This is a genomic window from Nonomuraea sp. NPDC049504, from assembly GCF_040676845.1.
In the GTDB taxonomy this organism is placed as follows: Bacteria; Actinomycetota; Actinomycetes; order Streptosporangiales; family Streptosporangiaceae; genus Nonomuraea; species Nonomuraea salmonea.
Map to the genome: position 1 here is coordinate 144,925 of NZ_JBFAPT010000001.1, position 13,593 is coordinate 158,517.

Genomic DNA, 13,593 nt, shown 5'->3' on the forward strand with positions numbered 1-13,593 from the left:
GCGATCATGCCTCCCCGTGATGGTCCGGGGACTGAGCGTAAACTCTACAGACTCGCCGGGAAGAGGACCCCCAGATCCTGAATTTGCGGCGTCTCCTCGGAGTCGAGCAGCCGGTCGATCCACGGCCTGGCGGGCTCGTCCCTGGCCGCGTCGGCGATGGCGCCGCTCACCAGCGCGGTGGCGAACGACGTGCCGCTCCACGCCGCGTACCCGCCGAACTCGCCCACGTCGAGATAGCTGCTGGTCAGCCAGTCGCCTCGGGCGCACGCGTCGACCCAGGTGCCGTAGCCCGAGTAGGGGGCGCGGCACTGCTGGGAGGCGTCCACGGCCGCCACGCCGACCACGAAGGGCAGCGCCGCGGGCCAGAACGGCCGGTCGGACGCGGTGTTGCCGGCGCACGCCACGGTCACCGTCCTCGTGGACGTCGCGCCCAGCGCGCCGAGGGCGTCGGACAGCAGGGGCGGCGGCCGGTCGTCGAAGGTGTGGCCGCCGAAGGAGAGGTTCAGCACGTGCGGGGGACGTTCGCGCATGCGGTGCAGGGCGCGGACGACGGTCGCCTCGTCGGTCACGCCATCGGCGTCGAGCACCCGCTCCACGCGCAGCGACACGCCCGGGGCGCGGCGGGTCAGCAGACCCGCGATGAACGTGCCGTGCCCCGCCTGCTCGCCCTCCATGGCGTCGGCCTCCTGGGGGCCGAGGCGGGCGTACCATTCGCTGCCCGACCACCAGGGGTGCTTGGACACGCCGGTGTCGAGCAGGCCCACGACCACGTCGGAGCGGGATCTGTGGGTCCTGCCGCCGATCGGCGGCGTGGGAAAGGGCCGTGAGGCCGGGCCGCCGAAGAACAGCGGCTGGCCGCGGAAGACGTGGTTGGGAGAGGCGCGCAGGCCCTGCTCGCGCAACTCGGCGGTCAGCTCGCACGGATCGACGCCTTCGGCCAGGTGGAGCACGCAGACGCCGTCCGCCTCCGAGACCGCCTGCGTCCAGCGCCGCACGGACGACAGCGCCGTCCGGTCGGTCAGCACCTGGCGCGGGCGGACGAACGCCTCCCCGACTGATTGGATTTCCATGAGCGGGTATGTTTCCTGCGGAGACGACCTGTCACCCGCCACTTGCGCACCAACTTGGTATGGCCCCCCTCTGGTGCCGGATAGCGACCGACGGTAGTCTCTCCCTAGTCACTTGTGATCATCCCGGGACGAGGCCGTTGGGGAAGGCGCACCTCGTACCGAACGGGAGGTCCGGTGTCTGCTCGTGGCGTCCTTTACGTCCACTCGGCTCAGCCCGCGCTGTGCCCTCACATCGAATGGGCAGTCGCGGGTGTCCTTGGCGTGCCCGTAGACCTGACGTGGACTCCGCAACCCGCCGCGCCCAACGTCGTGCGGGCCCAGGCGGAGTGGGAGGGCCGGCCGGGCATCGCGGCGGCCATCGCCTCCTCCCTCATGGGCTGGCAGCGCCTCAGGTTCGAGATCACCGAGGACGCCTCACCCGGCGTCGACGGCTCCCGCCATGCCTACACGCCGACGCTCGGCCCCTTCACGGCCGTGATCGGCGTCAACGGCGACATCATGATCCCTGAGGACCGGCTGCGCTCCGTGATGATGATGGCCGCGCAGGGCCGGTGCGTGCTTGAGGACGAGCTGGACAAGATGCTGGGCCGGCCGTGGGACGAGGAGCTGGAGCCGTTCCGGTACGCCGGCGACGGCGCCCCGGTCAGGTGGCTGCACGCGGCCGTCTGACCCCGAAAGCGAGCACCGGCCGCGAGGGTGACGCCCCGAACGGCCGTATGAGCCCCGCGACGACGCTGACGAGCGCCCGAGACCCGTGAAGGGCGCCCGAAGACACGAGAGAGGCCCCGCACCGATTCCGGTGCGGGGCCTCTGCCGTGAGGTCGCGTGTTACAGCGGGATGTTGCCGTGGGCGCCCCTGGCAGGGGTGGCCTGGGACAGCACCTTGGCGATCGCGCCGCGTGTCTCGCCGGGCTTGATCACCTCGTCGACGACGCCCAGCTCCTGAGCCCTGACCAGCCCGCCGGACTCCTGCTTGTGCTCCTCGGCCAGGCGCAGCTCCAGCTCGGCCCGCTCCTCCTCGGGGACGGCGGCCAGCTGGCGGCGCTTGAGCACGCGCACCGCGGCCACCTCACCCATGACCCCGATCTCGGTGGTCGGCCAGGCGAAGACCTTGGTGGCGCCGAGCGCGCGGGAGTTCATCGCGATGTACGCCCCGCCGTACGCCTTCCTGGTGATGAGCGTGACCCGCGGCACCGACGCCTCGGCGAAGGCGTGCAGCAGCTTGGCCCCGCGCCGGACCACGCCGTCGTGCTCCTGCCCGACACCCGGGAGGTAACCGGGTACGTCCACCAGGACAACCAGCGGCACCCCGAAGGCGTCACACATACGGACGAACCGGGCGGCCTTCTCGGCGGACGTGGCGTCGAGGCAGCCGCCCAGCCGCATCGGGTTGTTGGCGATGACACCGACCGTGCGGCCGCCCATGCGGCCGAGCGAGGTGACGATGTTGGGCGCCCACTTGGGGTGCAGCTCCAGGCCCGGCTCGTCGAGCAGCCCGTTGACCAGAGGCTTGACGTCGTAGGCGCGGCGGGCGGAGTCGGGCAGCAGGGACGAGAAGTCGATCTCGCCGATCTCGCCGGTGCGCATGCGGCCCTGGTGGCCGAGCAGCGTGGCGAGCTGGCGCGCCTTGACGAGGGCGTCGGTCTCGGACTTGGTGACGATGTGGGCCACGCCGCTGCGCTTGCTGTGCGGGTCGGGCCCGCCGAGCGCGGCGGCGTCGACGTCCTCGCCGGTGACGCTGCGCACGACGTCGGGACCGGTGACGAAGATGCGGCCGGTGTCGGCGAGGATGACCAGGTCGGTGAGCGCGGGCCCGTAGGCGGCGCCGCCGGCGGCGGGGCCGACGACCACGGAGATCTGCGGCACGATGCCGGACGCCTTGGTCATGGCGGCGAAGACCCGGCCGACCGCGTGCAGCGACTCGGCGCCTTCGGCGAGGCGCGCGCCGCCGGAGTGCCAGATGCCGATGACGGGCACCCGCTCACGGACGGCGACGTCGTAGGCGTGGACGATGTGCTCGCATCCCTCGCCGCCCATGGCGCCGCCCTGGACGCGGGCGTCGCTGCAGAACGCGACGACGGGGACGCCTTCGACGCGGCCCATCGCGGCGAGCGCGCCGCTCTTGTCCTCGGGCGTGATCAGCCGCAGCGAGCCCTCGTCGAGCAGCGCGGTCAGGCGGACGACGGGATCGCGGGGATCAGCGGGCTCCTGATCGGAGCCCTCGCTCACCACCCGGTTGTCGAGCACGGTCATTTAAGCCCCCTTAAACACGACGGTCACGTTGTGGCCGCCGAACCCGAACGAGTTGTTGACCGCGGCGATGTCGCCGTCAGGCAGCGCGCGGTTCGCGTCGTGGACGAGGTCGACCTCGATGCCGTCGTCGAGGTCGTCGATGTTGATCGTGCGCGGGACGATCCGCTCCTGCAGAGCCTTGATGGTGAAGACGGACTCGATGCCGCCGGCTCCGCCGAGCAGGTGCCCGGTCATGGACTTGGTGGAGGTGACGAGCGGGTGGGTGCCGATGGCCTTGGCCACGGCCTGCACCTCGCCGATGTCGCCCGCGGGGGTCGAGGTGGCGTGGGCGTTGACGTGCTTGACGTCGAGGCCCGTGACGTCGGCGTCGTTGAGCGCCTGCGTCATCGCCATGATCTGGCCGCGGCCCTCGGGCTCGGGCTGGGTGATGTGGTGCGCGTCGGCGGAGTAGCCGACGCCCGCGCAGTACGCGTAGATGCGCGCGCCACGCGCCTTGGCGTATTCCTCCGACTCCAGCACGACGACGCCCGCGCCCTCGCCCAGCACGAAGCCGTCGCGGTCGCGGTCCCACGGACGGGAGGCGCCCTCGGGATCGTCGTTGCGGGTGGACATGGCCCGCGCGGCGGCGAAGGCCGCGATGTTGAGGCCGTGGATCGCTGCCTCGGTGCCGCCGGCCACGACCACGTCGGCGCGGCCCGCCCTGATCATGTCCATCGCGTAGCCGATGGCCTCGGCGCCGGACGCGCAGGCCGACACCGTGGCGTGCACGCCCGCCATGGCGCCCAGGTCGAGCCCGATCCAGGCGGCCGGGCCGTTGGGCATGAGCATGGGCACGGTGAACGGCGACAGCCGGTTCCAGCCGCGCTCGCGGTAGGTGTCGTACGCCGACAGCGTGGTGTTGATGCCGCCGATGCCGCTGGAGACCACGACGCCGAGCCGCTCGGGCGCCACCTCGGGGGCGCCGGCGTCCTGCCAGGCCTCCCGGGCGGCGACCAGCGCGAACTGCTCGCTGCGGTCGAGGCGGCGGGCCTCGGGCCGCGGCAGCACCTCGGCGGGATCGACCGCCGCCGTCCCCGCGAACTTCACGGGGACGGTGTCGATCCAGTCCGTGGTCAGGGTCTTGACGCCCGACTGACCGGCTAGGAGCGCCGACCAGGTCGAGGTGACGTCTCCACCGACGGGCGTCGTCGCGCCAAGCCCGGTGACGACGACACGTACCCGGTTCGCACTCACGTTTCGCGCTCCTTGCTGGAATCAGTCATGGATGGATCGGATCGGTGATCGATCGCTCAGTTCTGGATGAAGGTGAGGACGTCCTTGACCGTCTTCAGGTTCTTGAGCTGGTCGTCGGGGATCTCGACGCCGAACTCGTCCTGGGCGGCCACGGCGATCTCGACCATGGACAGGGAGTCGATGTCGAGGTCGTCCACGAAGCTCTTCTCGGGGGTCACCTCGGACGCCGGGATGCCGGTGATCTCATTGATGATCTTGCCGAGGCCCTCGAGGATGTCCTGCTCGGTGGCAGCCATGTCGCTAGTTCTCCTTTGTTTTTCTGGGTTCTGTGCGGGCGGTGCCGCACAAGTACGGAAGGGTGGCCGAGCTCCCTACGGGATCTCGATCACCTGTCCTGCGTACGTCAGGCCCGCGCCGAAGCCGAGCACCAGCGCCAGGCCACCCGACTGCACCTCGCCACGCTCCAGCATGCGCGAGAGCGCGAGCGGGATGGAGGCGGCCGAGGTGTTGCCGGCGAGGACGATGTCGCGGGCGATGACGGCGTTGTCGGCGCCCAGCTTACGGGCGATCGACTCGACTATGCGCAGGTTGGCCTGGTGAGGCACGAACGCGGCGAGCTCAGACGGCTCGACGCCGGCGCGCCTGCAGGCCTCGAGCGCCACCGGGTGCAGGGCGGTGGTGGCCCACCGGAAGACCGTCTGGCCCTCCTGGTGGAGGCTGTCGTTGCGGTCTTTGATGATGATGGCGTCGGACTTGTCGCCGGCGCTGCCCCACACGACGGGGCCGATGCCGGGAGTGTCGGACGGGCCGACGACCGCCGCGCCGGCGCCGTCGGCGAAGATCACGGCCGTGGACCGGTCGGTCCAGTCGACCCACTGCGACAGCTTCTCGGCGCCGATGACCAGCACGTTCTTGGCCGAGCCCGCACGGACGGCGGCGCTGGCGGTGCCGAGCGCGTAGCAGAACCCGGCGCAGGCGGCGTTGACGTCGAACGCGCCGGGGGCGTTGATGCCCAGGCGGTGGGCGACGACCGCGGAGGCGTTGGGGATCTGGGTCTCCAGCGTGCAGCTGGCCACGATGACGAGGTCGATGTCGTCGGGCGACATGCCGCAGGCCGCCATGGCCTTGCCGCCGGCGATGGCCGCCATGTCCTCGACGGACTCGCCGGCCGGGGCGACCCTGCGCTCCTTGATGCCGACCCGCGACTGGATCCACTCGTCGTTGGTCTCCATGGTCTTGGCGAGGTCGTCGTTGGTGACGACGTTGGCGGGCTGGTAGTGGCCGAGCGCCAGCACCTTCGCGCCGGGAACGATGTCGGGGATCTTCACTGGATCAGCTCCCTGGCCGCGTCGAGGTCGTCGGGGGTCTTGAGCGCCGCGGTGCGCACGCCGCGCAGGCCGCGCTTGGCCAGCCCGGTCAGCGTGCCGCCGGGCAGCAGCTCGATCATGTCGGTCACGCCGAGCGCGGCCATGGTCTCCATGCAGGAGTCCCACCTGACGGGGTTGCTCACCTGCCTGATCAGCCGCTGCAGGAACTCGGCCCCGGACGCGACCGCCTGGCCGTCGGCGTTGGACAGCAGCGTGACCGACGGGTCGGCGGGCTCGACGGCCGCGGCCGCCGCGCGCAGGCTCTCGACCGCGGAGGCCATGTGGTCGGTGTGGAAGGCGCCCGCGACCTTCAGCGGGATGAGCCTGGCGCGGGCGGGAGCGTCGTCCTTGAACGCGGCGAGCTGCTCGAGCGTGCCGCCCGCGACGATCTGGCCGGCGCCGTTGATGTTGGCCGGGGTCAGGCCGTGCTTCTCGATGGCCGCGAGCACGTCCTCCTCGACGCCGCCGAGCACCGCGGTCATGCCGGTCTCGGTGGTGGCGGCCGCCCTGGCCATGGCCTGGGCGCGCTCGCGGACGAGGCCGAGCGCCTGCTCGGGGGTGAGCACCCCGGCGAGCGCGGCGGCGGCGAACTCGCCGACGCTGTGGCCGGCCAGCACGTCGGGGGTCGCCCCGAGCGCCTCGGCGGCGGCCAGTGCGGCGGCCACGAGCAGCGGCTGCGCCACGGCGGTGTCGCGGATCTCGTCGGCGCCGGCGGTGGTGCCGTAGGCGATCAGGTCGAGCTCGACGACGTCGGACCAGGCGCCGAGTCTGTCGGCCAGGCCGGGCAGCTCGAGCCAGGGAGTCAGGAAGCCCGGTGATTGGGCACCTTGGCCCGGGGCGACGAGTACAAGCACAAAAACCACCTTGCCCTGTAGAACTTCGACACGCGGATGGAGATCCGTACGAACTTTGTCCGGGGTGATTTGTAGGTTCCCCACAGTGGGGATTTCGGCGGCGTTACGTTAGCGCTCGCCACGTTTCGGCGCTCTCCGAGAGCCTGCCGAGGATGAGACCCACCTGGAGGGTGAAGGCGGACCTGCCCTCCGTCGGCTGGTAGCCCGTCAGTTCGGTGATCTTCTTCAGGCGGTAGCGCACGGTGTTGGGGTGCACGAACAGCAGCCGCGCCGTCGCCTCCAGGGAGGTGCCCTGCTCCAGGTACGTCGCCAGCGTGTCGAGCAGCGGCGTGCCCGCGAGCGGCAGGTAGACGTTCTCGATGAGCTGCTCCCTGGCGTCGGCGTCGCCGTCGAGCGCCCGTTCGGCCAGCAGGTCCTCGGCGTGCACCGGGCGGGGCGCGTCGGGCCAGCCGCAGGACGCCTTGAGCCCGGCCAGCGCCGCCCGCGCGGACCTGGCGGCGGCGTGCAGGTCGGGCACCTCGGGCCCGATGACGATGGGACCGACGCCGAACCTGGCCACGACCTGCTTGGCCGCGTGGTCGGCGTCGCTCGCGCCGCCCACGATCACGATCAGCCGGTCGGCCTGGACCCCGGCCAGCAGGTCCATGCCGATGCGGCGGCCCTTCTCGCGCAGCCCGTCGATGACCGCACGCGGGTCGTCGCCGGGCGCGTTGCCGGCGATGACGACCACGGGGGAGGAGGTCCAGCCGAGCGCGGCGGCCCAGGAGTGCAGGCCGTCGTCCACCTCGCCGCGCACCAGCGCGTCGACGATCAGCGCCTCGAGCCTGGCGTCCCACGACCCCCTGGCCTCGGCCTCGCGGGCGTAGACCTGGGCGGCGGCGAACGCGACGTCGCGGGTGTAGCGCAGCATGGCCTGCTGGAGCTGGTCCTCGCCGCCGGGGGCGGCCAGCTCATGGGTCTGCGCCTCGACCACCTCGACCACGATCCTGACGACGTCGACGGTCTGCTGGAGCGAGATGGAGCGCTTGAGCTCGCGCGGCGCGGTGCCGAAGAACTCGATGCTGGGCGTGAGCCGGCCCTCGCCGGCGTGCTGGAACCACTCGACGAAGGCGGCGATGCCGGCCTGGGCCACGAGTCCCACCCACGAGCGGTCCTCCGCGCTGAGCGCGCGGAACCACGGCAGCTGCTCGTCCATGCGGGCCATCGCCGCGGTGCCGAGCGCGCCCATGGCGCGCTCGAGCCGACGGGTGGTGTCCTCCCGGGTCCGGTCTGTCACGCCTCCTAGAGTGCCAGGTCCCTCCGGATGTCCGGAACGGCGGTTCGGAGCGCGACGGGTTCGCGGCTCAGATGACCGCGACCGCGGTGATCAGGCCGATCGCGACGTGCGTGACCGCGAGCAGGCGGGCGCCGGGCTGCAGCTCCTGCTCCTTGACGAGGTCGCGGACGGAGATGCCGGCCACCTTGTCGAAGATCAACATGGCGAGCGTCTGGACCACGATGCCGACCAGGCCGAACACGGCCGTGCCCGCGAGTCCCTCCCCCAGGCGGCCGCCGGCCGACCAGATGGAGGCGGCCACGATGAGGCCGATCGCGGCCAGGGCGGAGGTGGCGAGCAGGGTGGCGTTGGGGTTGCGCTCGGAGCGGATGACCTCGCTCAGCTTGCCGGGCGTGGCCCAGTCGATCACGTAGAAGCCGACGATCAGCAGGATCAGGCCGACGGCGGCGTAGGCGGCGATGGCGCCCGAACCGCGGGCGAGGGTCTCAAGGAGGGTCACGGAAGATCCATTCGAAACGGGTCGGTACGGGGTCAGGTCTCGATGCGGTGCGGGACGAAGGAGGAGGTGTCGTCGGTGATGTAGCCGGTCGTCTCCCTGATGCCCAGGCCGGCCGCCTCGTCGGCGACCATCCACGCGCCGAGCACCGGCCGCTGGCCCTCGAAGGCGGGCAGCGCCTCGAAGCCCTGGTGGACGTAGCCCTCGCGGCCGTACTGGCCGGGCGTCTCCTGGACCCCCTCGGGGGTGACGATGCGCATCGATGCGCCCTCCCTGCCGAGCAGCGGCTTGCTGATGAACGAGGTCAGGTCGCGGGGCCCGTCGAGGTAGGCGGGCAGCAGGTTGGGATGGCCGGGATTGAGCTCCCAGAGCACGGCGAGCAGCGCCTTGTTCGACAGCAGCACCTTCCACAGCGGCTCGATCCAGGTGGAGTGGCGTACGGCGTGGCGTCCGAACTCGTCGGACAGCATCCACTCCCACGGGTACAGCTTGAACACCGAGCGCATCACGCGGCCCTCGGTGTCCACGAACGTGCGGTTGAGCGCGTCCCAGCCGATGTCCTCCATGGCGACGGCCACGGTCGCGAGGCCCGCCTGTTCGGCGGTCTCCTGGAGGTAGGCCACGGTCATGGCCTCTTCGCCGGTCTCGTCGGCGCTGGTGAAGGCGAAGTGGGCAGGGCCGGACGGCAGGCGCAGCTCCCGCCAGCGGTCGATGAGCCGCTCGTGCACCGAGTTCCACTGGTCGTCGCCGGGGAAGACGTCCTGCAGCCAGAACCACTGCACGACCGACGACTCCACCAGCGACGTGGGCGTGTCGGCGTTGTACTCCAGCAGCTTGGCCGGGCCTGTGCCGTCGTAGCGCAGGTCGAAGCGGGCGTACAGGTGGTCGTCGCGGCGCTCCCATGAGCGGGCGACGTCCTCCCACGCCCATTCAGGGATCGCGAAGTCGGCGAAGCGGCCGCTCTCCACCACGTGCGCCGCGGCGTGCAGGCACATCTCGTGCAGCTCTTCCACCTGGCGTTCGAGCTCTTCGACCTCGTCCATGGAGAAGACGTAATGGACGGACTCGTCCCAGTAGGGGCGGCTCAGCCCGGCCGGGTGGGCGGCGCGGTGGTAGGCCAGGCCCTGGCCTTCGATGGTCTTCTCCCAGCCGTCCCTGGGAGCGGCGTGCTCGCGGCGCATGGCTCAGCTCCCGCCGCTCCAGCCGCGGCCGAAGCCGCCGCGCTGGATCGACTTGCCGCTCCTGCTGCTGATGTTGACGTCGGAGGGCTTGAGCGTGGTGCCGCCGCGTACGCGGGTGCCGACGCGGTGGCCGCCGTAGTACCAGACGTAGGCGCCGTGGGAGCCGCCGTAGTAGTGGCCGCCGGTGGAGGAGGAGCGGCTGTCGTCGTCGCAGTTGGAGTCGTCCACGACCTGGTAGGAGCCGTCGGAGGAAGTGCTCGTGGCCGTGGGGCTGCTGGTCGGGGTCGGGGAGGCGGTCGGGGAGTCGGTGGCGGTCGGGGTGGCGGTCGGGGTGGCGGTCGGGGTGGCGGTCGGGGTGGCGCTGTCAGTGCCGGTCGGTGTGGGGGTCGGTGTGGCGGGGAAGTCGCCGCTGCCGGTCGGGCTGCCCAGCAGGACGCAGTCGGCCGTGACCTCCTCGTCGTCGTCGACCGCCGCGCAATAACCCACGACCATCACCGAGAGGACACCGAGGACCGCCAGCGGAACGATCTTGGACGATTTGCGCGGCGGTTGCTTCGGCGCCTGCGACGGGTGTGGCATGAAACTCCTGCTTTCCTGGGCCGATCAGACTAGCGGCGGCCCTCGGCCCTGATCAATGGTCCCTGGCCGATTTGCCCTGATCAGGGTTGGTGCTCCCGGTCGCCGCTCTCCTGGGGTAGGACTGGACGCATGGATCCGGTCGAGGCCCTGCGCGAGATCGCCTTTCTGCTCGAGCGCGCGGATGAGCCCCCGTACCGCGTGCGTGCCTTTCGCCGCGCCGCCGCGGTGATCGATGAGCTGTCCCCCGGAGAACTCGCCCGTCTGGCCCGTGACGGCGGGCTCGGTGATCTGCCCGGCATCGGGAAGGTCACCGCCCTTGTGGTTAACGAAAGCCTTATGGGTGAGGTTCCAACTTATTTGCGGCGAATGCGGGCGACTGCCGGCACGGAGCTCGACGCGGAGACCGCGGAGCTGCGCGCGGCGCTCAAGGGCGACCTGCACAGCCACTCCGACTGGTCGGACGGCGGCTCGCCGATCGAGGAGATGGCGCGGGCGGCGATCGCGCTCGGGCACGACTACCTGGCTCTGACCGACCACTCACCGCGGCTGACCGTGGCCAAGGGGCTGTCGGCCGAGCGGCTGGAGCGCCAGCTCGACGAGGTGGCCGCGCTGAACGAGCGGCTGGCGCCGTTCAGGATCCTGACCGGCATCGAGGTGGACGTGAACCTCGACGGCTCGCTCGACCAGCAGCCCGAGCTGCTCGACCGGCTGGACGTGGTGGTCGCCAGCGTGCACTCCAAGCTGCGCATGGGCGCGGAGGACATGACCCGCCGCATGGTCACCGCCATCGCCGACCCTCGCGTGGACGTGCTCGGCCACTGCACGGGCCGCGTCGTGCGGGCGGGCGGCAAGCGAGGGGTGAAGCGTCCCGAGTCGGAGTTCGAGGCGGAGCTGGTCTTCGAGGCGTGCCGGCGGTTCTCGGTGGCGGTCGAGATCAACTCCAGGCCCGATCGGCTCGACCCGCCCAAGCGGCTGATGCGGCTGGCGTACGAGACGGGCTGCCTGTTCGCGATCGACTCCGACGCGCACGCGCCGGGGCAGCTCGACTGGCAGCGCAACGGCTGCGAGCGGGCCGCGAGGTGCGGGATCGAGGCGGACAGGATCGTCAACACCTGGCCGCTCGACCGGCTGCTCGACTGGACGCGCGGCTGACTGCGCGGGATGACCGGCCGGCTGCTCGCGCGGCTGATCGGTCGGCTGGCTGCGCGGCTGACCGGTCGGCCGACCAGTCGGCTGACTGCTCGGCTGACTGCTCGGCTGACGGGAAGAACCGCGGATCGTCACGTGGCGGAAAGGCGAGCACGGCTCGCATGCCGCCTGTAAGGTCGTTCCGCTTTTCTCCGGGGTCCCGGGGGTGGTCACGCGGGCGTGAGATCCCTGTGGCGGCGCGGTTAGGTGGGTGTCGCGGAGCTGCCGCGCGGCCCGCGATTGTCGGTGGCGGCGCGTAGCGTTCCGCTTGTGAACCGTACCGACCGGCTCTACGCGCTCGTCGAAGACCTGCGCGCCATCGCGCCACGCTGCCGCTCCGCCCGCGAGCTGGCCGCGCGGTTCGAGGTGAGCGTACGCACGATCGAGCGCGACATCACCGCGTTGCAGGAGTCGGGCGTGCCGATCTACGCCGAGCCGGGTCGCAGGGGCGGCTACGCGATCGACAGGAAGGCATCCCTGCCTCCGCTCAACTTCACGCCGACCGAGGCGGTGGCCATCGCGGTGGCGCTCAGCCGGGCCGGCGACCAGCCGTTCGGCCGCCAGGCGCGCAGCGCGTTACGCAAGGTGGTGGCCGCCATGCCGGGCGCCGAGGGCGAGCTGGCCAGAGAGCTGGCCAGGCGCGTGCAGCTCGCGCGCCCGCAGGACGAGCCGGACGTCCGGCCGATGGGCGGCGAGGGCATCTCCAGGGCCATCGAGGAGGCGCTGCTGCGCCGCCGGGTGCTCAGGCTCGACTACGCCGACGCCAAGGGGGCGCTGACCTCGCGCGACGTCGAGCCTGGTGTGTTCCTGGGCGGGCGCGGCGGGTTCTGGTATCTCGTGGCGTGGTGCCGGCTGCGCGACGACGTACGCGTCTTCCGCCTCGATCGCATCGCGGCCGCCGCCGTCACCGCCGAGCGCTGCCCCGACCGGCCCCTTGAGGGCTTCGCCACCGACGTGCCCGAGATGGTCGTGCACGGCACGGTGCTCGACTGACTTATCCGAGAGTTTTTTCGAAAACACCGACAGGGGGTTGTCGCTATAGGGATACATCCTTGTGGTGTTCGAACAACGAAGGGCGCATGATCTTCCATCCCAGGTGATCATCCGCTCGCCGGCCGGAGAGAGCGCCTTCCCCGCGAGATCCCGGTCCCGGCGAGCGGGCCGCCCCGCCCGTGCGGGGCGGGTCACCCGTCGCCCTGGACCCGCCGCCGATCGCCGAGCGGCGGCGCGTCCAGGGCCCTTGCGCTCGCGGCGATCGGACGGTGCTCAGAGTCGGGGCTCAGAGTTGGTGCTCGGAGACGGTGCTCAGAGTTGGTGCTCGGAGACGGCGGTCAGGGAGCAGGGCGGTGCTCAAAGGGAGGCGCCCGACAGCCAGCGGTCGAGGAGGTCCTGGTCGCCGTGCACGGTCACCGCGGCGGGTGAGCGGCGGCCGTAGAGCACCAGCAGCAGCTCGGCGACCGGGCCGCGCACGGCCACGTCGCCCTTGGCGTGCCCGCGCTCCCAGGTGAACGTCCCGGCGGGGCCCTGCGTGATGGTCCACTCGCCGTCGGCGTCGCTCGCGTGGAGGTGGATCGTGGCCCCCTCCAGGCCGAGCTCGGCCAGCGGCTTGGTGACCCACCTGGCGGACGGCAGGTTGTGCAGCAGCTCTTCGATGCCGTCGATCGCGGTCTCCGCCGGGATCTCCGGGTCGACGCCGAGCGCGAGCTCGGCGTCCACCCGGTGGATCAGCAGCTCGAAGAACATCCGGCGCGGCCACCACGAGGCCCGCTTCTCCGGCCCCCACGACCACACGGGCGTCGAGGGATCGGTGGCGCGCAGTGTCTCCAGCATCTCGCCGGCCCCCGCCGTCAGCCACGCCGCGTCGCCGGGGACGCCCTCCGGCAGGCCGGTCGGCACCTGGAACGACCAGATCCGCTCCTGCGCCTGGTTGCCCAGAACGTGCGCGGTCCAGCGGTGCAGCCGCCCGACGTGGGTGACCAGGTCGGCGATCGTCCAGCCAGGACAGGTCGGCACCGGCACCGACAGATCCCCCGACAGCGCCGCCAGCCTGGTCGTCTCGGCTTCGATCTTCGCGAGGTAGTCAGTCACGCGATCTA

Annotated in this window: 14 protein-coding genes and 1 pseudogene; 3 read left to right on the forward strand and 12 right to left on the reverse strand. The window is 71.5% G+C overall.

The window, feature by feature from the left end:
* Positions 1-44 precede the first annotated feature (44 nt).
* On the reverse strand, positions 45-1,070 hold the full coding sequence (locus tag AB0K28_RS00620; protein ID WP_364363352.1) for a S8/S53 family peptidase: 1,026 nt from the start codon (positions 1,068-1,070) through the stop codon (positions 45-47).
* A 174-nt stretch (positions 1,071-1,244) separates the two neighbouring features.
* Here AB0K28_RS00620 and AB0K28_RS00625 point away from each other — a divergent pair, with 174 nt between their 5' ends.
* Entirely contained in the window at positions 1,245-1,739 is a 495-nt protein-coding gene (locus tag AB0K28_RS00625) for a DUF3145 domain-containing protein (RefSeq protein WP_364363355.1), read from the forward strand.
* Between the two features lie 159 nt (positions 1,740-1,898).
* On the opposite strand, the gene AB0K28_RS00630 is transcribed toward AB0K28_RS00625, so the two are convergent.
* From AB0K28_RS00630 to AB0K28_RS00670, 9 genes are all read right to left on the reverse strand, one after another.
* A complete protein-coding gene (locus tag AB0K28_RS00630) occupies positions 1,899-3,323 on the reverse strand; it encodes a carboxyl transferase domain-containing protein (RefSeq protein ID WP_364363358.1) in 1,425 nt (474 codons plus the stop codon).
* Positions 3,324-4,556, reverse strand: coding sequence for a beta-ketoacyl-ACP synthase II (fabF, locus tag AB0K28_RS00635; protein WP_364363361.1), 1,233 nt, complete (start codon positions 4,554-4,556; stop codon positions 3,324-3,326).
* Between the two features lie 56 nt (positions 4,557-4,612).
* Positions 4,613-4,852 carry an acyl carrier protein gene (locus tag AB0K28_RS00640; protein WP_043614464.1) on the reverse strand — a complete coding sequence of 80 codons (240 nt, stop codon included), beginning with the start codon at positions 4,850-4,852 and terminating at the stop codon, positions 4,613-4,615.
* 75 nt (positions 4,853-4,927) lie between these two features.
* Positions 4,928-5,884: a beta-ketoacyl-ACP synthase III gene (locus AB0K28_RS00645; protein WP_364363364.1), complete on the reverse strand. Its 957-nt coding sequence runs from the start codon at positions 5,882-5,884 to the stop codon at positions 4,928-4,930.
* Positions 5,881-6,777 carry an ACP S-malonyltransferase gene (locus tag AB0K28_RS00650; protein ID WP_345387662.1) on the reverse strand — a complete coding sequence of 299 codons (897 nt, stop codon included), beginning with the start codon at positions 6,775-6,777 and terminating at the stop codon, positions 5,881-5,883. Before AB0K28_RS00650 ends, AB0K28_RS00645 begins: the two co-directional genes overlap by 4 nt.
* A 103-nt stretch (positions 6,778-6,880) precedes the next feature.
* A complete protein-coding gene (locus tag AB0K28_RS00655; protein ID WP_364364489.1) occupies positions 6,881-8,005 on the reverse strand; it encodes a helix-turn-helix domain-containing protein in 1,125 nt (374 codons plus the stop codon).
* Positions 8,006-8,120: 115 nt separating this feature from the next.
* Positions 8,121-8,552, reverse strand: coding sequence for a DUF350 domain-containing protein (locus tag AB0K28_RS00660; protein WP_345387660.1), 432 nt, complete (start codon positions 8,550-8,552; stop codon positions 8,121-8,123).
* A gap of 32 nt (positions 8,553-8,584) precedes the next feature.
* The gene (locus AB0K28_RS00665) at positions 8,585-9,730 is read right to left on the reverse strand and encodes a glutathionylspermidine synthase family protein (protein ID WP_364363369.1); all 1,146 of its coding nucleotides are present in this window, start codon (positions 9,728-9,730) and stop codon (positions 8,585-8,587) included.
* Positions 9,731-9,733: 3 nt separating this feature from the next.
* A complete protein-coding gene (locus AB0K28_RS00670) occupies positions 9,734-10,309 on the reverse strand; it encodes a hypothetical protein (protein ID WP_364363372.1) in 576 nt (191 codons plus the stop codon).
* A gap of 129 nt (positions 10,310-10,438) precedes the next feature.
* Here AB0K28_RS00670 and AB0K28_RS00675 point away from each other — a divergent pair, with 129 nt between their 5' ends.
* Positions 10,439-11,461, forward strand: a complete 1,023-nt coding sequence (locus AB0K28_RS00675) for a PHP domain-containing protein (protein ID WP_364363375.1) — start codon at positions 10,439-10,441, stop codon at positions 11,459-11,461.
* Positions 11,462-11,476: 15 nt separating this feature from the next.
* Here the strand turns inward: AB0K28_RS00675 and AB0K28_RS00680 are convergent.
* A pseudogene (locus AB0K28_RS00680) lies at positions 11,477-11,671 on the reverse strand (PT domain-containing protein); the annotation flags it as partial.
* 96 nt (positions 11,672-11,767) lie between these two features.
* Here AB0K28_RS00680 and AB0K28_RS00685 point away from each other — a divergent pair.
* Positions 11,768-12,490, forward strand: a complete 723-nt coding sequence (locus AB0K28_RS00685; RefSeq protein WP_345387650.1) for a YafY family protein — start codon at positions 11,768-11,770, stop codon at positions 12,488-12,490.
* A gap of 357 nt (positions 12,491-12,847) precedes the next feature.
* Here AB0K28_RS00685 and AB0K28_RS00690 read toward each other — a convergent pair whose 3' ends face one another.
* Positions 12,848-13,585 (reverse strand): maleylpyruvate isomerase family mycothiol-dependent enzyme, encoded by a 738-nt coding sequence (locus AB0K28_RS00690; protein WP_364363378.1) that lies wholly within the window; start codon positions 13,583-13,585, stop codon positions 12,848-12,850.
* Positions 13,586-13,593: the final 8 nt, after the last annotated feature.